We start from the raw sequence: 23,170 nt of genomic DNA, 5'->3' as shown, positions 1-23,170 counted from the left end.
GGCCGTGACGACATCGCCGACGCCCTGGACCCGGTCATCGAGAAGGCCATGGGCGCCCTGGTGAAGTCCGCCAAGACCATGGGCGACCACGTCGGTGAGACCCTGCCCAAGGCGGTCAAGCAGATATCCAAGGACCACAGGAACAACGACGACGCCATCCGCGACCGCCTCGCGCGGCAGCGCAAGGGCGACCATGACGACACCAACGGCGGGTCTCAGCAGCGCAGAGCACCGGGCCCCGACGCCCACACCAGGCCCAATTCGGTCAGCGATGCCAAGGGCGATCCCCGCGCCAACAGCGTGTCCCTGGACAAGACCGTCTGCAAAAACGATCCGGTCGACGTCGCCACGGGCAAGACGCTGCTCCCGCAGACGGACCTCGTCCTGCCCGGGGTGCTTCCGCTCACGCTGCGCCGAACCCATGTATCGACCTACCGCTACGGTCAGTGGTTCGGGCCCAGTTGGGCGTCCACCCTCGACGAGCGCATCGAGGTCGACGTGTACGGCGGCGGAGCCATCTGGGCTCGTGAGGACGGCTCTCTGCTCATCTATCCGCGGCTGCCTCGCCCCGGCGGCGAGCAGGTCTTCCCTCTGGAGGGCGACCGGCTTCCCCTGGTCCATGGCGGCGTCGACGGTGACGCGACCACGTACGAGGTGCGCGACCCTCACGGGGGTCCGGTCCGGAGCTTCACCGGCAACCCGTACCGGTCCTCGACCGCCTACTGGCTGTCTGCGGTCGAGGACCGAAATGGCAACCGCGTCGACTTCGCGCGCCGCGCCGACGGTGCCCCGACCGCCGTGACCCACTCGGGTGGATACGTCGTCCAGATCACCGCGACCGAGACCCGGGTGACGGACCTGGCTGTCCGTGGCCCTGGAGGCCCGACCACGGTCGTCGGCTACGGCTACGACCAGGCTGGGCGCCTCACCGCTCTGACCGGCCCGGATGGCACCGACGGCCCCGTCATGTACTTCACGTACGACGGTGATGGCCGCGTCACCTCGTGGACCGACCGCAATGCCTTCACCTTCCGCTACGTGTACGACGCCGAGGGCAGGGTCGCCGGCACGGTCGGCCCCGAAGGCACTCTCACGTCGACGTTCACCTACGACGTCCACCCTGAGACCGGGCACCGTACAACCCGTTACACCGACTCCACCGGCGCCACCAGCGTTCTGCACCTCAACGACCGCCTGCAGGTCGTCGCCGAGACCGACCCGCTCGGCCACACCACCTACCTGACCTGGGACGCGTACGACCGCCCGCTCACGCGCACCGACGCCCTGGGCCACACCACCGAACTCACCTGGAGTGAGGAAGGCAACCTGGTCGGGGTACGGCTGCCCGACGGCACCACGGCCACGGCCCGCTACGACGAGCGGAACATGCCCGTGGAGATCACGGGGGCGGACGGGACCGTGTGGCGGCAGACCTTCGACGGCCTGGGCAACTGCACCGGCGTCCAGGCTCCCGACGGGACGGTGAAGCGTTTCACCCACGACCGCACGGGCGCCATCGCGACCATGACCGACGCCCTGGGCGGCACAGTCCGCTTCACCTCCGACGCCGCCGGTCTCACCCTGGAGGTCAGCGACGACGAGCACGGCGTGACGCGCGTGCAGCGGGACCATCGCGGACGCCCCCTCCGCATAGTCGATCCGGTCGGCCAGGCGCAGGAGTTCGTGTGGGACAACGACGACCGCCTCCTCGCCCGAACCGCCACGGACGGAGCCCGTGAGAGCTGGGCCTGGGACGACGAGGGCAACTGCACGGCGTACACCGACGCCGCCGGCGGCGTCTGGGGCACTGCGTACGGCCCCTTCGACAAGCCTCTGGTCCGACTCGACCCGGACGGAGCCCGCCACCAACTGCGCTACGACACCGAACTACGCCTCGTCGAAGTCACCAACCCGCTCGGGCAGAGCTGGAGCTACACCTACGACGCCGCCGGCAACATGGCCGCCGAGACCGACTTCGAGGGACGCACCAGCCACTACCACTACGACGCGGCCAACCGGATCACGCGACGCGTCAACCCCGCCGGACAGACCGTCACCTACACCTGGGACGCCATGGGCCGGCTGACCTCAGACGACGCAGACGGCGCCCTCACCAACTACGTGTACGACACTGCCGGGGCGCTCGTCGAAGCCCGCACCGCGACATCCACGCTCAGTATCGTGCGCGATGTCATGGGCCGACCGCTCAGCGAAAGCATCGACGGGCGGACTCTCCGGTACGCGTACGATCCGGCCGGCCGCCGCATCGCGCGCACCACACCCACCGGCGCCGTCACCAGCCTCGCCTACGACCCCGCAGGCCGGTGCTCCTCGATGGCTGTGGACGGGAACGCCCTCACCTTCGGGCACGACCTCCTCGGTCGCGAGGTCTCCCGGGTCTGGGGCGATCCATCCACCCCGGTGAGCCTGACAACCACCTGGGACGACGCCGGCAGGCCGGCGGCGCAGAGCCTCGGCGCCGGAACTGTCCCCTCGCCCCTTGTCACGCGCGACTATTCCTACCGCGCCGACGGTTTCCCCGTCGCCATCGGCGAAAAGACCGCAGACACGGACCGACGCGTCAAGCAGATCACCATCGACCCGATGGGCCGGCCCCTCACCGTCGCCGACGACGGCTGGACGGAGCAGTACGCCTACGACCGAGCAGGCAATCAGGACGCAGCGCGGTGGCCCACCCGAGCCGGGCGTGGCGAGGCCCGCGGCCCGCGAACCTACGCCGGCACCCGTCTCCTCACCGCGGGAGCCCTCCACTACACACACGACGCAGCGGGCCGGGTCGTCGAACGCCGCCGCACCCGCCCCTCGCGCAAGCCCGACCTCTGGCGCTACACCTACGACGCACGGGACCGTCTCACCTCCTGCACCACACCCGACGGCACCCTGTGGACCTACACCTACGACCCCCTCGGCCGCCGCACCGCCAAGCACCGCATGGCAGACGACGGGCAAACCTCGGTGGAGACCATCCGCTACACCTGGGACGGAACCGTCCTCGCCGAACAGATCGACGAGGCCACCGCAACCGTTCTGACCTGGGAATACGATGGACACCGCCCGCTCGTCCAGTACGAACGCAGACTCCTCGACGACGCCGAGACCGACGCGCGTTTCTTCGCCATCGTCACCGACCTCGCCGGCACCCCCACCGAACTCGTCTCCACCACCGGCGAGACGACCTGGCGCAGCCGATCGACCACCTGGGGGACCACAGGGTGGAACCGCGACGCCACCGCCTACACCCCGCTCCGCTTCCCCGGACAGTACGCCGACCCTGAAACGGGCCTCCACTACAACTTCCACCGCCACTACGACCCCGACACCGCCCGCTACACCACCCTCGACCCCCTCGGCCTCGCGCCCGCGCCCAACCCGGCCACCTACGTCGCCAACCCCTGGGCATCCACCGACCCACTGGGCCTCGCCCCCAAGCGCTGTAGCTTCGACGCCTACGACTGGGGCGACTCGACGAGCGGGTTCGGCGGCAGCGTCCGCTACGGGCGCCTCGACCACCTGGGCCGCCCCACAGGTGTCTACGCCTCCATACGGCCCGAGATGCTCAACAAGGGAACCGAGGCCGGCACCTTGCGGACCCCCGGCTGGCGCGGCAACGGCAACGACTTCAACGAGGCCCGTGGCCACCTCTACGCCAACCGCCTCGGCGGTCACGGAACGGGGAAGTTCGCCCATCAGAATCTGGTGACCGAGACGCAGACCCCCACCAACACGCCCGAACAGCGGCTGTCGGTAGAGGCGGTGATCTATGACCAGGTCAAGAACAATGACGAGGTCGTCCAGTACAACGTGGTCCCCAAGTACGCGGGCAGCAACCCGATCCCCCACGAAATCCACTTCACGGCGTACGGCAGCAAGGGTTTCACCTTCACCTACATTCTTGAGAACCCCGCCGCGTACGTCAGAACCGGCGTCTAGCGCTCACGACGAATCGTTCCGGAGAAACGCATGCCCCGCACCACACCCTCGCGTCCAGCCGATGTCGAGGAGCTCTTTCCCGGCCTCGCCGAGTTCCGGCGGACAGCGACGCGACTTCACCCGCGCCCCGGAGACCCGAAGGCACAGGACAGCTCCGTCGCAGGCCCCATGCTGTGGCCGGCCGACGAACCCTGGCCGATGTGCACCGCCGTCCACCCCAAGGGAACCGGGCACCTGCTGGCCGACGTCCGACTCGCACGCCGTATCCATGCGGCTTCGGAGGGGCGGAAGAAGACCGAAGAGGAGATCGCTCTCCTCGCCACCCTCCGGGACGGGCTGCACGACCCCGGCATCGGCGACGCGGACCCCATCCCGATGCTGGCCGCCGCGCAGCTGTGGGCACGGGACATCCCCGACCTCACCGGGCCCCCGGGGTACGACCTCCTCCAGGTCTTCTGGTGCCCGTTCGAGGCGCACGGCCCCGACGCGAGCGTAGACGTCGTATTGAAGTGGCGCCGCAGCCAGGACATCGGTGCCGTACTCAGCGAACAGCCCGAGCCGCTTGTCGTCGGCTCACCCGAGTGCGTTCCCCAGCCCTGCGACCTCCACCCCGAGCAAATCGTCGAACACGAATACCTCGGCCTGCTCCCCGAGGATCTGCAGGAAGCCATCGCGACGTGGGAGGAGGAGCTCCTCGAAGAGGACGAGCAGGAGGCGGAAGCGGACTTCCCCACCGAGTACTCCAGCGACCTGTCCCTCGCCCCGGGCTGGAAGGTCGGCGGCTTCGCCACCTGGCACCTCACCGACCCGCGCGCCGTCGACTGCACCGTGTGCGGCACTTCCATGCCCCCGCTCCTCACCGCCCACCATGTCGAGTGGGATCCCGCCTCGGAGAGCTGGGCTCCCCTGGAAGATCGCCGCCCCGATCTGTACCGGCACGTCATCACCCCCACGGGCGTGTATCTGGGGCGCGGTTACCTGCGTGTCCACACCTGCCCCACAGACGCGTTCCACCCACATCAACTGAGCTTCCAGTAGCAGCGGGGAGAGGCCTCCCGCAGCCGCGTCAGGTGCCATGCCCGCATGCCCGATGCAGCCTTCCCACTGCAGCAACCGCCGAGCAGAAGAGCCGCGGACGCGCCGGCGGTCGTGGGTGGGGAACCCGGTGGCCCGTCCGCTTCTTCGGCCAACTCCATGGTCACCGTCGCCGTGGACGGCCTGGACCAGCAGATCGACATCCGTGCTCCCGGGCCGCTCCGGTTCCGTCCAGGCGGGAGGATCGGCATCCGCGTCACCGGCGAGGCCGGCTTGCACGAAGACAGGCCCTAGGAGAGGGCACTGTCAGGGGCGGGCAGGACCTGTTCGGCCCAGATGACCTTGCCTTCCGGTGTGTACCGGGTGCCCCAGTGCTCGCTGAGCTGGGCCACCAGGAACAGTCCGCGGCCTCCCTCGTCCGTGGTGGCGGCATACCGCAGATGCGGGGCGGTACTGCTGCCGTCCCACACCTCGCAGGTCAGAGTGCGATCGCGCAACAGGCGAACGCGAACTGGCGCGGCGGCGTACCGTATGGCGTTGGTGATGAGCTCGCTGAGGATCAGTTCTGTCGTGAAGGCGAGTTCCTGCAGGCCCCACTCCTCGAGTTGCCCGGCCGCGAGGCCGCGTATGGCGCCGACCTCGCTCGGGTCGAACGGCACATCCCACTCTGCGACCCGGCTGGGGCCCAGAGTCCGTGTCCGGGCGATGAGCAGCGCGATGTCGTCGGCCGGCCGGCCGGGGAGCAGGGCGTCGAGTACGGCGCGGCGGCTGGCTTGCGGGTCTCGGTCGGGGTGGCTCAGCGCCGTGCGCAGCTTTTCCACGCCCACTGAGATGTCCCGGCTCCGCTCCTCGACCAACCCGTCGGTGTACAGGACGAGCTGACTGCCTTCCGCCAGGTGCAGTTCCATGGTCTCGAACGGCATGCCTCCCAGCCCCAGCGGGGGGCCGGCCGGCAGCTCCGAGATCGTTGTCGTGCCGTCCGGGGCGACCACAAGCGGTGGCATGTGTCCTGCCCGCGCCATGGTGCAGTTCTGGGAGACCGGGTCGTAGACGGCGTACAGGCAGGTCGCGCCCATGACACCGGCGTCCGAGGGCGCGCTGTCGCCTTCCTGGTCCATGCGCTGGACGAGGTTGTCGAGACGGGCGAGGAGTTCGTCGGGCGGCAGATCCAAGGAGGAGAAGTTGTGCACGGCCGTGCGCAGCCGCCCCATGGTGGCCGCGGCGTGCAGGCCGTGCCCGACGACGTCTCCGACGACGAGCCCGACGCGGCTGCCCGACAGCGGGATCACGTCGAACCAGTCCCCGCCCACTCCGGACTGGGCGGGCTGGTAGAAGTGCGCGACGTCCACCGCGCTCTGCTCGGGCAGACCCTGCGGCAGCAGGCTGCGCTGGAGCGTCACGGCGAGATTGTGTTCGCGGGTGTAGCGGCGGGCGTTGTCCATGGTGACCGCGGCGCGGCCGACAAGCTCCTCGGCCAGGGACAGGTCGTCCTCGTCGAAGGGTTCCGGCTTCTGCGACCGCCAGAAGTTGACGATCCCGAGCACGACACCCCTGGCCTTCAGCGGAGCCGCGATGAGCGAGTGGATGCCGTAGTCGACGATCAGGGACGTCCGCGGCGGGTCCTGGGCGTGCCAGCCCGGCGCGTCGTGGAGATCGGGTACGAGTTCGGCCGTGCCCGTACCGTAGCCACGGGCCTGCGGTGTGGACGGCAGGAAGTCGATCAGTGCGCCGAGCGGGTACAGCGGGTGATCGGATCGGATGCCGCTGACCGCCGTGCGCCGCATGTCGGCGCCCGGGCCGGGCTCGTCGCCCTTCAGTACCGAGTCGGCCAGGTCGACCGTGACGAAGTCCGCGAACTGGGGAACGGCGACGTCGGCCAGTTCCTTCGCGGTGCGGACCACGTCGAGGGTGGTGCCGATGTCACCCCCGGCGTCGTACAGCAGCTTGAGCCGCTTGCGGGCCGTCTCCGCCCGGCTGCTCAGGAGTTGCATCTCGGTGGAGTCGCGGATGGTGACCGCCGAGCCATGCGGGCGGGTGGGCCGCTGATTGACCACGAGCAGCCGGTCCCCGGCCTCCAGCACCTCGTCGGTGGCCACCCGGCCGGACAGCAGCAGTTCCGCCATGCGGCGATCCATGCCGACCTCGTCGACGGGGCGTCCTTCGGCGTCGTCCGACAGGCCGAGCAGCCGTCCGGCCTCGTCGTTCGCCAGGAGTAGTCGTCCTTCGCCGTCCGTGATCAGCACCCCTTCGCGGACGGAGTGGAGCACCGCGTCGTGGTGCTCGTACATGCGGGTCATCTCCTGCGTGCCGAGCCCGTGGGTCTGGCGGCGCAGTCTTCGGCTGATCAGCGCCGTGCCGACGGTGGCCAGAGCCAGACCGATGGCGATGGCCAGGAGGATGACCGGGAGCTGACGGTCGGCGATGCCGGTCACGCTCTCCACCGTCAGACCTGCCGAGACGAGGGCGACCACCTCACCCTCGGGCGAGGTGACCGGGACGATCGCCTGGATCTCCTTACCGAGCGGCCCTTCCACACTCTCGGTGTACACCTCGCCGGCGAGTGAGGGCTCGATCGTGCCGACGAACCGCTCGCCGATGCGGTCGGGCTGGGGGTGGCTGTAGCGGATGCCGTTCGTGTCCATCACCACGATGAAGTCCACGCCTGCGTCCTTGCGTGTCTCCTCGGCGAGGGGCTGCAGGATCGCGGACGGGTCCGGCGAACTCAGCGCGTCCTGCAGGCCCAGGGAGTTCGCGAAGGTCTGAGCCACGGAAACCGACCGGTTGCGCGCTTCACGGTCGATGTCGTACCGCGACTGCAGCACCAGAGCCAGGAGGGCCCCGGCGGCGAGCAGCACCACGATCGCCACCTGAAGGACGAAGACCTGTCCGGCGACGCTTCCGAATCTTCTGCCTAGGTTCGACCGCACCGGTACGCCGGGCACGAGAGACGAGACGGGCTCACAACCCCAGTTGTAGCACCTCCCCGAGGCCAGGGCTCCTGGCGTTCACGGTGCGCATCTGGGCAACTGCACAAGGTTCCCTCCCTCGCGAGTCAGGGGGATGGGCGTCGATCCATGATCTGGGGGACGAGGGCGTCCAGGTCGAGGTGCGCCACGTCCAGGTCACGGCGCCGATCCGGTGTCCTCCCGTGCGATGCGGCCCAGCAGGGGGGCCGCCCAGTCCGGGAGGGCGGAAGCCGTGGGGCGGGGCGGGCGGGGGTCGGCGGTGATGCCGATGCCACCCGCCGGGTCGCCGTACACGAACCGCTGCGACCACGCGAGCCACGAACGGACGAACAGGTTCGCGCTCCACGCCAGGGCCAGCGCACCGCGCCGCTCGGGAACCTCGTACCAGTAGCTGGTGAGCACGACCGCGCGGGAGACCGCCTCGTCCGGGTCCCCCGGCCGGGAATCGGCGGTGAGCCCGGCGGCCAGCACCGACGCCGCGAACCGGTTGTCCGCGAGCAGTCCGCCGCCGTCGCAGACGACCGCGTCCAGCAGGTCCGCCGGGAGGTCCACGGCGGCCGACTCCAGCCGCGCCAGGAGTGCGGCCGACCCCGGATCACCGGCGGTCTCGGGGCCGGGCACCACCCTCAGGTCGGCCGGCAGCCGCTCGTCCGCCGTGCGGGTGGCCAGGAGGTGCACGTACGCCAGCGCGCGCAGCGTCTGCCAGCGGCAGAGCGTGTCGAGCAGGGCGATCCGGGAGCCACGGAAGGCGAGCCGCACCGGCCAGGCGACCGCCCGGACCTCGTCCCCCAGAGCCCGCAGCCCCGGCGGCACCGGGGCCGGGAAGACCCGGTTCTGACCGGGGTCGTAGGACGGCTCGGCGCGGTAGCCCGGCAGGCCGGGTACGGGGTTCGGGGGTGTACCGCTGCGGTTACCCATTCCTTCGTCGTCCTTCGGTGTCCGCCACTTCGCCGTGTCCTCGCCGTCCCGCGGAGTGATGTAGTGGGAGAGGTCCTCCGGGTCGAGGTGGTACGCGTGGATCATATGGTCCAGGCGGATGATGGCCACCGGCCTCGACGGGTCGAGGCTGCGGTCGATGATGATCCGCGCCCCCGTCGCGCCGTCGACGTAGTGGGCCGGCGACCGCGGATGGCCCCGCAGGTACTTCTGGCCCGCCGCGTCGCGCGTGAAGCCGATCCGTCGGCCGGACGTGGTCAGCGCGTCGCGGCGGCCCGCGGCGTCGTAGGTGCAGGCGAGGGTGCGGCCGTCGACCTTCTCCTCGAGGAGCCGGCCCGCCCGGTCGCGCAGCCGGGTCAGCACGCTCTCCCCGCGCACCGCGACGGCGAGCCGGTCGAACACGTCGTACTCGTGCGTCGTCACCGTGCCGCCCGCGTCCTTGCGGACGGTGTGCCCCAGTGCGTCGCGGTCGGAAGCGATCCGCTGCCCGAGGGCGTCGGTGCGGGTGACGAGCCGGCCGGCCGGGTCGTACACGTAGTCGAGCGCACGGCCGTCGAAGGAATGGACGGTCGAGGGCAAGCCGCTGCACCGGACCGGCCCGGACGGCGGCCGGCGCTCGTGGACGTACGACGGTCGTAGCCGAATCGGGTGACCGTCCCGTCGGGGCGGCTGACCGAGGTGCGGTTCCCGCGCTCGTCGTAGGTCTGGCGGACGACCGAGCCGTCCACGGCGACGACCTTGACCGGCCGGCCGAGCTCGTTGTACTCGGCTCGCGCCTCCCGGCCGTGGCGCCGGACGTACGAGACCAGGCGGCCGGCCTCGTCGTAGGCGTACCGGGTGACCGCGCCGAGCGGGTCTCGTGGACCGACACGAACGACCGCCGCTACGCGTAGGCCACGACGATCTCGACCGGTGCGTCGCGCCGGGCGGCGAGGCGGGCCACGTCGGGGACGGCACTCGGGCCCCCGACGGTTCCGGGAGGAACGAGCTGGTTCTCGCCTACTCGCCGGAGTCCGGTACGTTTTATGTACGCACCGCCTTCCCGTGCCCGCCGTAACATGCGCCACGTGATCTCGAAACACGACGAGTTCCTCACCCAAGGCGCGGTGGGGCTGCTGCTGCGTATCGCCGTGGCGTCGCGCAACCCGGGGGCCGCGCCGCTGGAGGACGAACTCCAGCGCCTGTCCCGCTTCCTGCTGGATTCCAGGGCGACGTCAGCGGCGATGCCGCCAGCGGTGCTGGCCTCCCTGCTGGACCTTCTGGCCGACGAGGTCGGCACCGAGGTGTTCGAGACCAGGCCCACCGAGTACCGCCAGGCACTGGCGTGGGCGGCCGGTGACGATCCGCCGACGGACTTCCTGCGTTCGCTGGCCGATCTCATCCGGGAACGCCAGTTCCGCTCCTACCCGGATATGACAGAGCTGCCGTTGTCCGGCTGGGAGGCGAGCGGACGGTTCTCGCTGACCTCGGCCTTCGTCTCGTCGATGGTCTCGGGGGAGTACGACAGCGTGGACGAGGCCTTGGACGAGATCCTGACCAGTGAGCACCCCGACTGCCATGAGCGACTCGGCGACCTCGCCGGGGAGTTGCAGCGCATCCTGTACCTGTTCCGCACGCGCGCCGAGTTCGACGCCGCCTTCGCCACCGTCATGCCTCACGTGACCCACGCACGCGTCCGCTACCTCCTCGACGCCGTCCACGCCCACTTCGCCGAGCAGCACTGACCCACCGCACCGACCCACCACCCCATCGCCCCGGAAGGAGCCGCCGCCATGCCCATCGATCCGAACCTCGCCGTCGCGGACGAGGACCTGAAGCGTCTCGCCGACGACCTGGACGCCATGCGGACGCACATCGACGGCCAGGTGCGCCGGATGGACGCGATCGTCGACCGGGCCGAGGCGCGGTGGCGCAGCGAGGCGGCGACGGCGTACCGGAAGCTGCACCGGGAGGCCGGTGCGGACGCCGTGCGGGTCCGGGAGATCCTGGAAGTCCTGGCGCAGGCGGTGCGGATGAGCCGGGACGGCTTCACGCGCCAAGAGCTGGACACCCTGCGGCGGTTCCGGGCCGAGATGAAGAAGGTCGACATCGACGCCGAGGTACGCGAGCTGTCCGGCGAGGGCACGGGCGGCGCAAGCCCCGGCGGCGCGGTGGCGCCGACCAGCAGGATCATCGGCATCTGAACGCGCATCCGAACATCCGTAAGGCAGGGGGAATCGTGAACGACGACGGCTCGATCACCGTCGACCTGGTCGCGCTGCGTGAGATAGCCGGCGACCTCGAGGACATCGTGAGGACGCTCAACGAGCGCCTGAGCGCGCTGTACGACCGCACGGTGCCGGTCGTCCTGGCCTGGCAGGGCGAGGCGCGCGAAGCCTTCGTGGACGAACTCGACCGCTGGGACCGGCAGATGGAGGACCTGCAGGCCGCGCAGAAGTGGCTGCACGCCGTCGTCACGACCGGGCACGCCAACTACTCCGCCGCCCAGCGGGCCACCCTGCGCGGTTGGGGCGGGGCCTGACATGACGACACCTCCCGCACCCTCCGCGACACCCGTCCTCGCCCGCGCCGACCGCGCCGCGACCTTCCCGGACCGGGCGACCGCCCAGTGGGCCACCCAGCAGGTGATCACCCTGAACGAGCAGCTCATCCACCGCTGGCTCGCCCAGTCCACCCGGCAGAGGCTCGTGATCGAGGCCGCCTGGCCCTCGCGGACCGATCCGGTGGGCACGCTGCTCACCACCGGGATGGCGCTGGCCGGCCAGGAGCCGATCCCGGTGCGCGCCGCCCGGGTCGTGCTCCGCCGGACCGTGTCCGGCGAGCCCGGCGCCCAGCCCTTCACCGTGCACTCCGCCCTGCCCGTCGACCTGTAGAGGCCACCGTGTCCCTGAACCCCGCCGAGCACGACCGCAAGTACGGCGAGCTCGACCAGGTCGTCCGCGCGCACCTGGGACTCGGACCGCACGCCCCCGAGGCGGTGGCCGGCTATCTGCGGCAGACCTGGCGCACCCGGCCCTGGGCCATCGCCGTCGCGGCCGAGCAGCTCCGCGTCTACGCCGACAATCCGCCGGGGCGGCTGCGGTTGCGGCTCGGCGAGTACTACCGGCTGCCCGACGTGGCGCTGCCGCCCGAGGAGATCCGGGACTGGCTCAGGGGCCTCGCCGACCGGCTCGACGAGAGCCTGGCGAACGGCCAGGCGCCAGCTCCTGCCGCGCCCGCGACGCCATGGGAGTGGCGGGCCCGCTTCCCCGAGCTGGCGCAACTGCTCGGCGGCTGGTTCGCGCAGGACATGCCGGACGAGTTCGGCGACCACGAGGCCGCGCTCGACGACTACCTGGCGGGCACCGACACGGGGCTCGTCGCCCAGCTGACGGGCGAGCTGCACGACCTCCTCGCCCTCGGCCTCGACGAGGACGGCCTGGCCCTGGCGCTGGTGACGCTCGGCGCGGAGGTCGAGCCCCCGGTGCCGTTCACCCCCGGCGCCTGGCTCGCCACGCTCGCCGTCCGGCTGCGCGGCTGACCGTCCGCCCGCGCTCCGGTCCCGGCGGGCAGCCGCCGGCCGGTGCGGGTACCCGCACCGGCGGACAGGGACCACGGCTGCGGTGTCGGTCCCCTGAACTATCCTTCCCGCCATCGCCCACCGACCGACTGTAGGGACCACGAGACTTGACCGGCCTGCCTGCTTTTCCGCTGCCCTTCCACGCCGCGCGTTCCCTCGCGTTCGCGACACCTCGAACGCTGCGGGAACTCCAGATGATGGAGTGCAGCGCGCACATCCGGGCGAAGCCGGGGTGGTTCGACAAGATGAACGATGCCGGCATCGTCGCCCGGTGGACGCGAGAAGCGGTCGCCCAGGGCCTCACCGAAGCACAGGTCCGTTACGTGCTCGACGAACTCGTGCACTACGCCGCGCTGCGGGACGGGCGAACCGGCATCGAGGTGTCCGCCGTCGACGGGGTGTGGCAGTCGGACACACTGGTCGACGACAAGCTCGGATCCCGGCTGCGCGAGGCGGTGCGGGTCCTGGAGCAGGTCCCCGAAGCAGAGCGGGACTGGCATCCCGGATCCGACGGCCAGGTACTGGATCTGGTTCATCCCTCGCTGTTCTGCCTGGTGAGAGAGGTGAGCGGCGCACCCGAGCGGGCGTGGCGGAACCCGACGGACCGCTACTCGAAGCACGAGTTCTCGGAGAAGTTCCAGTGGCTGCCCACGGACGTCGAGGTCGGTGACGCCGGCGATGTCGCCTTCCGCTCGTACGTCAACAACGTCCACCCCGAGACTCATCACGAACTGGCCGCCGTCCTGCCGGACCTGTTCGCGCGCATGCGCCCGCTGCTGGAGAACGTGCTCACCGATCTGCGCCACCCGCGGCCCCTGCGGATCGACGCCGATCCCTACGGGTGGTACGACTCGGAACCCGAGCATCCGGACCGGTCCTCCTACGGTGATGCCGCGGCCTACGAAGAAGCCCGCCATGCATGGGAAACGGCCATGGACGACTGGTGGGAGAACCGCCGCCCGGTCGTCCCGGACGCCCCGTCCTTCACCGCGCCCGAGGCGCCCGGCGAATCCGCCCGAGTGGACCTGCGGGGCCGCCGTCTCCAGGTCATCGTCAAGCTGGCCACCGTCCATCTCACGCCGGACAAGCCCGAGTACGCGGGTGGTTCCTGGCATGTCGAGGGGATGTTGAACGAGCGCATCGTCTCCACCGGCATCTACTACTGGGACAGCGAGAACATCACCGAGAGCCGGCTGAGTTTCCGGGCCGCACTCGACGACCCGAACTACGAACAGAACGACGACAACGGCCTGCGTGAGGTCTACGGACTGGAGGACGAGGACGCGCTGAACCAGTTGCTGGGATCGGCGTCGACGCCGGCGGGCCGCTGCCTGGCGTTCCCGAACGTCCTGCAACACCGCGTCGGCTCGTTCCGCCTCGCGGACCCCACCCGCCCGGGACACCGCAAGATCCTCGCGTTCTTCCTGGTGGACCCGTCGGAGACGATCGTCTCGACATCCGATGTGCCACCGCAGCAACCGTGGTCCGACACCTCGACCATGACGCGTGAACAGGCCGAGGAGTACCGCGAACAGCTGATGCAGGAGCGCAAGTTCTTCGTCGACGAGCACAACGAGCAGCTCTACGAACGGGAATTCTCTCTCTGCGAGCACTAGGGCCTGTCTTCAAAGTAGCGCCGGTCGGGCTCGCGGTGTCCGGTGCCGTGCATCGCAAGGCGGAGGAGCGTCCGCGTACTGGACGTACTCGGACGCTTCGACAACGCAGCGAGGCGCGGTGCCGGGCGCCGCGAGCCAGGCGGGACTTTGAAGACAGGCCCTAGGGCCGTCCGGCGAGGGGATGCCCTCGCGTCTCGGCGCGGCGGAACCTACGGTTTGTGGGTAACCCAGAGCAGTTCCGCCGGCCAGCGGTGTGCCCAGTCGGGTGGGTCGGTCTCGTTGTAGCCGTTGGGTGTTCCGAGTTCGGGGCGCGGCTCGATGAGGTCGTCGATGACGAGACCCGCGCCGCGCAGGACCTTGACCCAGCCGCCGTAGGTGAGCTGATAGCTGGTCGCGCCGTCGCCTTCGGCGATGGTGTCCAGCCCGAAGTAGTCCTGCTGCAGCGTCGTGGTCACGCGGCCGGCGGCTTCGTCGTAGCAGGCTTCGAACCATGGGCCGGCGACGTTGAACACCAGGCGCCCGCCTCGGCCCAAGACGCGCGCCGCCTGCGGGACGGCCAGGTGCGGGGGTGCCCAGCTGAGCCCACCGAAGTCGCAGAACACCAGGTCGAAGCTCTCCGCGGCGAAGGGGAGTCGTTCGGCGGCGCCTTGCACCAGCGGGTAGCGGTCCGCTCCCATCGCGCGGGCCGCTGCCGCGAGTTGGGCTTCGGACAGGTCGAGCCCGACCACGGTGGCGCCCTCGGCGGCGAGCGCCCTGGACCACTGGCCGGCGCCGCAGCCGAGTTCGAGGACGCGCTTGCCGGTGACGTCCCCCAGGGCGTGCAGGTGCGCGTCGGGGATGGAGTACATGCCCCACAGCCGCGGTGCGGCGCCGATCTGCGGGTCGTGCTCGCGCTGGTAGGAGCTGCTGATCCGGTTCCAGAGCCGCCGGTTGGCGGGGATGCTGTCCACGTGCCGACTCCAGCACTGCCTGCCGGGTGAGGTCAACCCGATGAGTGCACCGGCCGGCCCTCGCCTCGGTCCGGCCCCGGCTCGGCCCGTGGTCCGGCGGACGAGCCCTCGGGCATCTCCATCGAGGTCGGCCACGCCGGCACACTGCCGACCGTCGTCGCCGCGGACCGGATCGGCCGGCAGCAGCGGCTCGATCCGGTCCCCCGGGCGTGTGCCTACCGGGCGTCGACGAGGGCGACGGCCTCGGCGAAGTCGGCGTACGCGGGCTCGAAGGTGCGGGCGGCGACGAGGAACATCGAGCGGTCCGTCAGGGCCCGGGCGAGGCGTACGGGGTCGTCGGGCAGGCGGCGGGCGAGTGCCACGCCTTCGTCGAAGTACGGTGTGAAACGCTCCTCGAACCGATAGGGGTGGTCGCCGTCACGGATGGCCGCGCGGATGCTGATTCTGCGCTGCACGTCCACCAGTTCGGGCAGTGGGCCGGCCCCGCGCAGTGCCTCCGCCTCCGCTTCGAGCCCCGGCTGGGTGCCGAGGAAGGAGACCCGCGTGGCGCTCGACCGCCTGAGGTCGGTGCCGAACGGCGGCATCGGGGACTCGGCGCTCGCGGCCGGTTCGTCGGCCCGTCCCGACAGGGCGAACAGGGTGACCCACCACCCGAGGATGCTGCTCCATTCCTTCTGCTCGCCCGTCGTCGCCAGCTCCTCCAGGACGGTCAGGGCCTCCCGGCGGCCGGCCGCGGCCTCCGCCGCGTGCCCGGCGGCCTCGCGCATCCGGGAGTGGTGCACCAGCTCCCAGGTGAGGATGGCCGCCGCCGTGCGCTGCCCGGCGGCCTCGCGCCGGGTCCGGTCCAGGAGCTCGCCGAAGACGGCCGACGCCTCGTCGCGCAGGCCGGCGCCCTCCAGGTTCGCCGCCCACTCGACCATGTCCCAGAAGGAGTGCTCCGGTCCGCCGTTCCGGACCGCCTTCTCGTTGAGCTTCGCGGCCTCCCGGAACCGTCCCTCCTCGGCCAGGACCTCCGCCAGCCGCCGGCTCTGTCCTGCCTCGGCCATCTCCTCGCAGGCCGCGCGCCCCTCGGCTCGGCGTCCGAGAGCGAACAGGGCCCTCTGGTAGGCGTCCAGGGCCCTGCGCAGCCGTTCCGCCCGGGCCGGCGCCCCGGCGTGGATCCTCCGCGCGGCTTCGACCGCTTCGGCGGTCAGCGTCAGATCCACCTCCGGGTCCCGGCTGCGGTAGCTCATCGAGAGGAGCGCGTCGACGAGCTTCGGCAGATACGCCTTCGGGCTCACCTCCGCCAGAACCCGGTACGCGTGGACCTCTTCGAGCGGGCGCAGCCGGCCGGAACCCAGCAGCAGCACCCGTGCCCGCAGCACCGCGTCGTGATCGAACTTCCCCATGTTCCCCCTGTTCTCCGGGTGATTCACGAAGGAGATTCTGGGAGTCGGGGAGCGGACCGGACAAGCCTCGCGAACTGTGCGTTCCGTCCTACGAAAAACGGCTCTGACCTGTCATGATGGACATGCTTCGTCGCTCCGCCGAATGTCCGGCCGACAGCGACGGGAACTGCCCACGACACCTCGTCCCCTTCCGTGGACGGCCGGCAGCCCGCCCCCTGGGCCGCTCACCCGGAAGTGCCCGTCGACTCCTCCGTGGTCCCGGCCGCCGGACGGGCCGCGGTGAGCGTACAGACGCCGTCCCGGCACCGGCGCTCCAGACGGCCGCGCGAGACGGTCTGGGCCAGCCCCACCATCCAGCAGGTGGGGCAGCCGCGGAAGGCGATCAGGGCCAGCGGGGCCGCGAGCAGGGTCGCCGGGCCGGCCACGGGGACCAGGGCGATCGAGCCGATGATCAGTCCGAAGCCGAGGGCGCCGCGCGCCAGATGGCGGGGGACCGACCTGCTGGCGAAGTCCGGTCCGGGCGCCGCGGAGCGTGGGGTCGGCCGGGGTTTCGCATCCGGTGCGGGCTTCTCGGTGTGCACGCGGTTCACGGTGTTCACGGTCATGCGTCCTCTCCTCCGGGACGGTCGACGGACTCCAGCGCGTGACGCAGCGCCGCGCGCGCTCGGTGCAGCCGGGACTTCATCGCGGCGTCGCTCAGGCCGAGCGCGTGGGCGACGGTCCGGCCGGGCAGGCCCTGGACGTCCCGCATGACCAGGACCTGCCGCTGGTCGCGGGGGAGGGCGCCGACCGCGGACGCGATCCTCGCCACCTCCTGCCGGTGCAACACCGCCTCCTCGGCGGACGGTTCCGCGGGCGCCTCCTCCTCGGCCGGTGCCCGGTCGACGCGTCGCGCGACGAGCAGCCGTACCTGCCGCAGGCATTCGTTGCGCACGATCCGGAACATCCAGGAGGCGAGCGCGCCCGAGGCCCGCAGGGTGCCGATCTTCCGGTAGAGGATGATCAGCGCCTCCTGCGCCGCGTCCTCGGCGTCCTGCGGCGAGGCGCACAGCGACAGCGCGAACCTGCGCACATGGGGCTGCGATTCCAGCACCACCGTGGTGAGCGAGGTGAGGTCGCCGTCCTGGGCGGCTCTGACCAGGCGTTCGTCGGGCCAGGCGAGGTGTCGTCGTCGGTTCATTCCCTGCTCGTTCCGGAGTGCGTGCCGTCCGCGGACGCCGTTCAGTGCCGGCTCCGATAGCGCCGCGCCAGGTGCCACGCGCACGCGCCCACGAGCAGGACTCCGATCACGACGAGGCCGGTGACCATCATGAGTTTCCCTCCTGGTTCCACCGGCCCGTTCGGCCGGTACGCATACAGGAGGCGGACGGGACCGGAAAGGATTCACCGACGGCCGGACTTTCTCGAAACGTCCAGCCACCGCGTGGAGATGGCGGAACGCCGGACCCGCCTTCGTGCGCGCACGGGCGAGGCCCGGCGGGGAGGCCGCCGGGCCGCTGTGCCGGGAGGGCGCGCGGGCGGGTCAGCCCACGAGGTGCTGCTCCCGCGACGGGCGTCCCGCCGACGAGTCGCGGGGCTCCGGGAGCCGCTCGCCCTCGACGTCGATGTTCGGCAGGACCCGGTCGAGCCAACCGGGCAGCCACCAGGCGGACTTGCCGAGCAGGGCGAAGAGCGCGGGCACGACGGCCATCCGGACGACGAAGGCGTCGCAGAGGACGGCGGCGGCGAGGCCGAATCCGATCATCTTCACGAAGTCGTTGTCCTCCATGACGAAGCCGGAGAAGACGGCGGCCATGATGATCGCGGCGGCGCTGACGACCCGGCCGCCGTACCGGAAGCCGGTCACGACCGCCTCGCCGGGGCGCGCGCCGTGGGCGTACGCCTCGCGCATCCGGGAGACCAGGAAGACCTCGTAGTCCATCGCGAGACCGAAGACCACGCCGATCATGAAGATCGGCAGGGTGCTCATGACCGGGCCGGGGTGGTCCACGCCGACGAGATCGGCGAGCCAGCCCCACTGGAAGACGGCGACGACGGCGCCGAGGGCCGCACTCACCGACAGCAGGAAGCCCAGGGCCGCCTTGAGCGGGACGAGCACGGAGCGGAAGACCAGCATCAGCAGCAGGAACGCGAGCCCGACGACCAGCCCCAGGTACGGGAGCAGCGCGTCGTCCAGGGTCCGGGAGAAGTCGATGAACATCGCCGTCTGCCCCGCGACCATGATCGCGGACGCGCCGGTCCGCGTCTCGAGTCCGTCCGCCCTGTCCCGCAGGGAGCGCACCAGGTCCTCGGTCCTGGCGTCCGTCGGGCCGAAGTCGGGGACGAGGGTGACGAGGGCGGTGTCCGCGGCCGGGTTGACCGTGACGGGGGAGACGGTCGCGACTCCGGGAACCGTCTGCAGTGCGGCACGCACCCGCTCCGCCGCCGTCTTCGCGTCCTCCGCCTCGACGGTGATGGTCAGCGGCCCGTTGAAGCCGGGCCCGAAGGAGTCCGACAGGAGGTCGTACGCCTTGCGCTGGGTGGTGTCCGGGGCCATCGTGCCCTCGCCGGGCAGGCCCAGTTCGAGGCTCGCGGCGGGGACGGCGAGGGCGCCGAGGCCGAGGACGCCGGTCAGCAGGACCGCGACGGGACGGCGCAGCACGAATCCGGCCCAGCGTGCGCCCAGGTTCGGTTTCGCGCGGGCCGCGCGCTTGGCCGCCCGGCGCTCCTGACGCTTCGACAGCGGCTTGCCGGTGTGCTGCCTGCGGTCCCTGCGGGCGAGGACCTTGACGGGGGCGAACCCGAGGAGTGCGGGTACGAAGGTGATCGCGACGAGTACGGCCACGGCGACGGTGCCGGCCGCGGTGAGGCCCATCGTGGTGAGCATCGGGACGTTCACCACGGCGAGCCCGGCCAGGGCGATGATCACGGTGAGCCCGGCGAAGACGACGGCCGAACCCGCGGTGCCGACCGCGCGGGAGGCGGCGTCCACCCGTTGCCTCCCCTCGGCGATCTCGGAGCGGTAGCGGGAGACGATGAAGAGGGCGTAGTCGATGCCGACGGCGAGGCCGATCATCATGGCGAGGGTCGAGGTCGTGGACGACAGCCCGAGGGTGCTGCCGAGCGCGGTGATGGCGCCGATGCCGATGCCGACACCGAGCACGGCCGTCAGCAGGGGCATCCCGGCGGCGACCAGGGAGCCGAAGGTGAGCAGCAGGACGACGGCGGAGACGAGGATGCCGAGCTTCTCGCCGGTGCCGTTCATCGCCTGCTCGATCTCGACGGCGTCGCCGCCCGCCTCGACGACCAGACCCGTGGCCCGGGCCCGCTCCATCGTCGAGGTCAGACCGTCGTGCGCCGCGTCGGTGAGTTCGGTGGCCCGCGCCCCGTACGTGACGTAGGCGTAGGCGGTCGTACGGTCGCCGCTGACGGCGTTCGTCTTGAACGGGTCGGCGACGGCGACCACTTGAGGTGCCTTTGACAGGCCGGCGACGAGCGCTTCGACCTGGGCGGTGCGGCGGGGCGAGGTGATCTTCTCGGAACCGGGGGCGCGGATGACGACGCGGGCGGCGGCGCCGTCCGCGCGGGCCGCGGGGAACTTCTCCTGGAGGAGGTCGAACGCCTTCTGCGACTCCGTACCCGGCATGGAGAACGTGTCGGCGGGAGGCGGCGGGGCGGTGGAGGCCGCGAAGCCGACACCGACCAGGGCGAGGAGCCACAGCAGGACGACCAGACCTCGCCTTCGGAAGGCGAAGCGGCCTAGTGCGGAGAGGAAGGTAGCCACGGTGAGCGAGTCCTGTCGGGTGAGGTCGGGCGGTGGTCACGGGGCGCGGCGGTGGCGTCCGCGGGATGCGGTCGCGCAGGTCTTCGCGGGGTTCCGTCGGCGAAGGTGCGGGTCCGCAGGCGGGGCTGACGGTGCCTCACGGCTCCACTGCCGCACGGCTGGATGGCTTCACGGCTTCACGGGGCGGCCGAAGGCGGAACGCGCCCACAGGTAGCCGACGAGGCCGAGGCCGGTGCACCAGGCGAGCGACACGTATCCGCTGGTGCCGATCCCGGTACCGGTCAGCAGGCCGCGCAGGGTCTCGATGACGGGCGTGAACGGCTGGTGGTCGGCGAAGAGGCGCATCCCTGTCGGCATCGAGTCGGTCGGCACGATGGCGCTGCCGAGGAAGGGGAGGAAGGTCACCGGAAGCGGCAGGTTGCTCGCCGACTCCGGAGTCCTGGCCACCAGGCCGACGCCGGCCGACAACCAGGTCAGCGCGAGCGTGAGCAGGGCCAGCAGGCCGGCCGCCGCGAGCCACTCGACGAGGGAGGCGTCGGGGCGGAAGCCGATGGCGAGGGCGACGGCGGTCACCAGGACGACACCCAGCATCGTCTGGACGAGGCTGCCGACGACGTGTCCGGTCAGGAACGCGGCGCGCGAGATCGACATCGTGCGGAAACGGTTGACGATCCCCTCGGTCTTGTCGACGCAGACGCCGACGGCCGTCATCACGGCCCCGCCGGTCGCGGCCATCAGGATGATGCCGGGCGCGACGTAGTCGATGTACGCGCCGCCACCGGCGGGAGCACCGGAGATCCCGGCGCCGATGGCACCGCCGAAGGCGTAGGTGAAGAGCAGCAGCATCATCACCGGCATGAGGACGACGGAGAAGGTCATCGCGGGATAGCGGAGCGCGTGCTTGAGGTTGCGCCGCAGCATCGTCAGGGAGTCGGCGACGGCGTACGTGAGCGTGCTCATCGGGTCATCTCCGTGGTGGTGCCGGGCGTGCCGTGGCCGGTGAGGGTCAGGAAGACGTCGTCGAGGTCGGGTGTGTGCACCGTCAGCGACTCGGCCCGCAGCCCCGCGCCGTCCAGGACGGCGAGTACGGCCCGCAGGGCGGGGATGCCGCCGTCGCCGGGGACGCGGAGCGTGAGCTCCTCGGGGTCGCGGGCGGCGCCGGCGAAGTGGCGGGCGGCGCTGTCGAGTGCGGCGAGGTCCGGGAAGCGCAGGCGGATGTGGCCGCCGGGGATGAGCCGCTTGAGCTCGTCCGCGGTTCCCTCGGCGACCAGCCGGCCCTGGTCGAGGACGGCGATGCGGTCGGCGAGCCGGTCGGCTTCCTCCAGGTACTGCGTCGTGAGGAGGACGGTGATGCCGTCGTCGGCGACGAGTCCGCGGATGATCTCCCACATGGTGCGGCGGCTGCGGGGGTCGAGGCCCGTGGTCGGCTCGTCGAGGAAGAGGATCCGCGGGTCGCCGACCAGGGTCATCGCCAGGTCGAGCTTGCGGCGCATGCCGCCGGAGAGGGCGGAGGCCGGCATGCGGGCCGCCTCGGAGAGTTCGAACCGCCGCAGGAGACCGGCCGCGCGGCGCCGGCCCTCGGGCCGCGGCAGATGGTGGAGGTCGGCCATGAGGAGCAGGTTCTCCTCGGCGGTGAGGAGCTGGTCGACGGCGGCGAACTGGCCGGTGACACCGATCGTGCCGCGCACGCCCTCGGGCCGCCGGGCGAGGTCGTGACCGCCGACCCGCGCCTCCCCGGCGTCGGGTGCGACGAGCGTCGTCAGGATCTCGACGGTGGTGGTCTTGCCGGCCCCGTTGGGACCCAGCAGGGCGAAGACGGTGCCCTCGGGGATGTCCAGGTCGATGCCGTCCAGGACGACCTTGTCGCCGTACGACTTGCGCAGGCCGCGGGCGGAGACGGCGGGCGGGGCCGCGGCGACGGCCGGCGCGGCGGGCCGCTCCGTCAGGGGTTCGGGGGATTCGTACGCAGGCATGGGTGTCCCGTCTTCGTGGCGCTGGAATGCGTTTCCGCAGGTGGGGCGGTCGCTGGTGAGGGTGGGGCGGTGGTGCGTGACAGGCCCTGGCGGGGGAGCCTCAGGACGCCGGGAGCCGGAAGTCGATCCGTGCCGTTCCGCCCGCCTCGCCGTCCGGCGGGAATGGCGCCACCGGCGCCACAGGTGGCGCCATGGGGGCTGCCGCTCCGGCGGAGGTCTTGGCGGGGGGTGCGGTGGCAGGCTGCGCCGTCGCCCAGGACTCGGGGTCGATCCCCCGCAGTCCCCCGCTCACCACGGTCGGGGCGGGCGCCTGGGTGAGTGCGTCCGCTGCGGTGGAGAAGGCGTTCGGGAGGATCGGCCGGGCGGCCGGGTCCAAGGGTGCGGCGAGTCGTTCGGCGACGGCGCGCGCCTCCTCCCCACCGGCGTTCGCGGCGACCGCGGGCTCATGCCGGAGGCGGTCGACGCAGGGCGTCAGGTCCATGTGCGCCATAGTGGCACCGCTGTGGCGCCATGGCAAGTAGTCATGGCGCCATGTGGCACCTGATGGTGTCGCCGTGGTGTCGCGAGGGTGTGGCCCGCTTCCCGGAGGGGCTCCGGCTCCGTCCCGCGGGCCCGACCGGCTTCGAGGGCCGGTGTCTCCGTCTCGGGGGCGCGACGCGGCGCCCGGCGTGGATGGCCGTGGCGCTCCGGAGCCGGGGGTGCGTCCCCGGCGGGACGCGGAGGGGGTGGTGGTCGGCAGGGCCTCGCGCCGCACGGGGCGCCGGGGGCGGGCCGGGTGTGACGGCCGGGGGCGCCGGGCGAGGAAGGGTGCCGGCGCGTTGCCGGCCCGCGGCGGGTGGCCGCGGGCCGGTCGCGGTCCGATGCGGTGTCCCCGGCGAATGCCCGGCCGGTCGCGGTGTTCTCGGCGGAACGCCCGGTCGCACGGTACGGGAGAACGTACCGCCGGCCGACCGGGGCCGACTCGCGCCGCGGCGCGCATATGTGATCTTCGCGACGTCAGGACGGTGACATCGCAAGACGCGTATTTTGGTGA

Annotated in this window: 18 protein-coding genes and 1 pseudogene; 8 read left to right on the top strand and 11 right to left on the bottom strand. The window is 71.5% G+C overall.

From position 1 onward, the window contains the following. Window positions 1–3,951, top strand: a 3,951-nt coding sequence (locus ACGFZF_RS17405; protein ID WP_393554906.1) for a DUF6531 domain-containing protein, incomplete at its 5' end; no start/stop codon positions are given. A 30-nt stretch (window positions 3,952–3,981) separates the two neighbouring features. Next, entirely contained in the window at window positions 3,982–4,989 is a 1,008-nt protein-coding gene (locus ACGFZF_RS17400; protein ID WP_393554904.1) for a hypothetical protein, read from the top strand. A 287-nt stretch (window positions 4,990–5,276) separates the two neighbouring features. On the opposite strand, the gene ACGFZF_RS17395 is transcribed toward ACGFZF_RS17400, so the two are convergent. The 3 genes and pseudogenes from ACGFZF_RS17395 to ACGFZF_RS17385 all read right to left on the bottom strand — a co-directional run. Continuing rightward, entirely contained in the window at window positions 5,277–7,853 is a 2,577-nt protein-coding gene (locus ACGFZF_RS17395; RefSeq protein ID WP_393554902.1) for a SpoIIE family protein phosphatase, read from the bottom strand. Between the two features lie 255 nt (window positions 7,854–8,108). Then, window positions 8,109–9,467 (bottom strand): hypothetical protein, encoded by a 1,359-nt coding sequence (locus ACGFZF_RS17390; RefSeq protein ID WP_393554900.1) that lies wholly within the window; start codon window positions 9,465–9,467, stop codon window positions 8,109–8,111. Window positions 9,468–9,523: 56 nt separating this feature from the next. Further along, window positions 9,524–9,955 (bottom strand): annotated as a pseudogene (locus ACGFZF_RS17385) (hypothetical protein); the annotation flags it as partial. Between ACGFZF_RS17385 and ACGFZF_RS17380 the strand changes: the two are divergent. From ACGFZF_RS17380 to ACGFZF_RS17355, 6 genes are all read left to right on the top strand, one after another. After that, window positions 9,956–10,612, top strand: a complete 657-nt coding sequence (locus ACGFZF_RS17380; RefSeq protein WP_393554898.1) for a hypothetical protein — start codon at window positions 9,956–9,958, stop codon at window positions 10,610–10,612. A 48-nt stretch (window positions 10,613–10,660) separates the two neighbouring features. Beyond that, window positions 10,661–11,071, top strand: a complete 411-nt coding sequence (locus tag ACGFZF_RS17375) for a WXG100 family type VII secretion target (protein ID WP_393554896.1) — start codon at window positions 10,661–10,663, stop codon at window positions 11,069–11,071. Window positions 11,072–11,106: 35 nt separating this feature from the next. Beyond that, the gene (locus ACGFZF_RS17370; protein WP_356600268.1) at window positions 11,107–11,409 is read left to right on the top strand and encodes a WXG100 family type VII secretion target; all 303 of its coding nucleotides are present in this window, start codon (window positions 11,107–11,109) and stop codon (window positions 11,407–11,409) included. Between the two features lies 1 nt (window position 11,410). Further along, window positions 11,411–11,761, top strand: coding sequence for an RNase A-like domain-containing protein (locus ACGFZF_RS17365; protein WP_393554894.1), 351 nt, complete (start codon window positions 11,411–11,413; stop codon window positions 11,759–11,761). Between the two features lie 8 nt (window positions 11,762–11,769). Then, window positions 11,770–12,408 (top strand): contact-dependent growth inhibition system immunity protein, encoded by a 639-nt coding sequence (locus tag ACGFZF_RS17360; RefSeq protein WP_384866411.1) that lies wholly within the window; start codon window positions 11,770–11,772, stop codon window positions 12,406–12,408. 146 nt (window positions 12,409–12,554) lie between these two features. After that, window positions 12,555–14,063, top strand: coding sequence for a DUF4246 domain-containing protein (locus ACGFZF_RS17355; RefSeq protein WP_393554891.1), 1,509 nt, complete (start codon window positions 12,555–12,557; stop codon window positions 14,061–14,063). Window positions 14,064–14,272: 209 nt separating this feature from the next. Here the strand turns inward: ACGFZF_RS17355 and ACGFZF_RS17350 are convergent, their stop codons facing one another. The 8 genes from ACGFZF_RS17350 to ACGFZF_RS17315 form a co-directional block, all read right to left on the bottom strand. Further along, window positions 14,273–15,013: a class I SAM-dependent methyltransferase gene (locus tag ACGFZF_RS17350; RefSeq protein WP_393554889.1), complete on the bottom strand. Its 741-nt coding sequence runs from the start codon at window positions 15,011–15,013 to the stop codon at window positions 14,273–14,275. Window positions 15,014–15,228: 215 nt separating this feature from the next. Then, window positions 15,229–16,401: a hypothetical protein gene (locus tag ACGFZF_RS17345; protein ID WP_393554887.1), complete on the bottom strand. Its 1,173-nt coding sequence runs from the start codon at window positions 16,399–16,401 to the stop codon at window positions 15,229–15,231. 224 nt (window positions 16,402–16,625) lie between these two features. Next, window positions 16,626–17,006, bottom strand: a complete 381-nt coding sequence (locus ACGFZF_RS17340; RefSeq protein ID WP_393554885.1) for a hypothetical protein — start codon at window positions 17,004–17,006, stop codon at window positions 16,626–16,628. Further along, entirely contained in the window at window positions 17,003–17,581 is a 579-nt protein-coding gene (locus ACGFZF_RS17335; protein ID WP_393554884.1) for an RNA polymerase sigma factor, read from the bottom strand. The genes ACGFZF_RS17340 and ACGFZF_RS17335 overlap by 4 nt, the downstream gene beginning before the upstream one ends. A 342-nt stretch (window positions 17,582–17,923) precedes the next feature. Then, on the bottom strand, window positions 17,924–20,164 hold the full coding sequence (locus ACGFZF_RS17330) for an MMPL family transporter (protein ID WP_393554882.1): 2,241 nt from the start codon (window positions 20,162–20,164) through the stop codon (window positions 17,924–17,926). 168 nt (window positions 20,165–20,332) lie between these two features. Then, complete coding sequence (locus ACGFZF_RS17325; RefSeq protein WP_393554880.1) at window positions 20,333–21,124, bottom strand: ABC transporter permease; 792 nt, start codon at window positions 21,122–21,124, stop codon at window positions 20,333–20,335. After that, window positions 21,121–22,137, bottom strand: a complete 1,017-nt coding sequence (locus ACGFZF_RS17320) for an ATP-binding cassette domain-containing protein (protein WP_393554878.1) — start codon at window positions 22,135–22,137, stop codon at window positions 21,121–21,123. The genes ACGFZF_RS17325 and ACGFZF_RS17320 overlap by 4 nt, the downstream gene beginning before the upstream one ends. 100 nt (window positions 22,138–22,237) lie before the next feature. Continuing rightward, window positions 22,238–22,618: a hypothetical protein gene (locus ACGFZF_RS17315; RefSeq protein ID WP_393554876.1), complete on the bottom strand. Its 381-nt coding sequence runs from the start codon at window positions 22,616–22,618 to the stop codon at window positions 22,238–22,240. Window positions 22,619–23,170 lie beyond the last annotated feature (552 nt).

It is taken from the genome of Streptomyces sp. NPDC048338 (genome assembly GCF_043201055.1).
In the GTDB taxonomy this organism is placed as follows: Bacteria; Actinomycetota; Actinomycetes; order Streptomycetales; family Streptomycetaceae; genus Streptomyces.
The sequence above is the reverse complement of the archived record's forward strand: the minus strand, read 5'-3'. Positions and strand labels throughout refer to the sequence as shown.

What these genes read in the sequence shown, in the direction of transcription:
- ACGFZF_RS17320 (WP_393554878.1), bottom strand. Translation starts at nt 22,137, where the DNA reads ATGCCTGCGTACGAATCCCCCGAACCCCTGACGGAGCGGCCCGCCGCG.
- ACGFZF_RS17400 (WP_393554904.1), top strand. Translation starts at nt 3,982, where the DNA reads ATGCCCCGCACCACACCCTCGCGTCCAGCCGATGTCGAGGAGCTCTTT.
- ACGFZF_RS17325 (WP_393554880.1), bottom strand. Translation starts at nt 21,124, where the DNA reads ATGAGCACGCTCACGTACGCCGTCGCCGACTCCCTGACGATGCTGCGG.
- ACGFZF_RS17335 (WP_393554884.1), bottom strand. Translation starts at nt 17,581, where the DNA reads ATGAACCGACGACGACACCTCGCCTGGCCCGACGAACGCCTGGTCAGA.
- ACGFZF_RS17365 (WP_393554894.1), top strand. Translation starts at nt 11,411, where the DNA reads ATGACGACACCTCCCGCACCCTCCGCGACACCCGTCCTCGCCCGCGCC.
- ACGFZF_RS17340 (WP_393554885.1), bottom strand. Translation starts at nt 17,006, where the DNA reads ATGACCGTGAACACCGTGAACCGCGTGCACACCGAGAAGCCCGCACCG.
- ACGFZF_RS17315 (WP_393554876.1), bottom strand. Translation starts at nt 22,618, where the DNA reads ATGGACCTGACGCCCTGCGTCGACCGCCTCCGGCATGAGCCCGCGGTC.
- ACGFZF_RS17375 (WP_393554896.1), top strand. Translation starts at nt 10,661, where the DNA reads ATGCCCATCGATCCGAACCTCGCCGTCGCGGACGAGGACCTGAAGCGT.
- ACGFZF_RS17345 (WP_393554887.1), bottom strand. Translation starts at nt 16,401, where the DNA reads ATGGGGAAGTTCGATCACGACGCGGTGCTGCGGGCACGGGTGCTGCTG.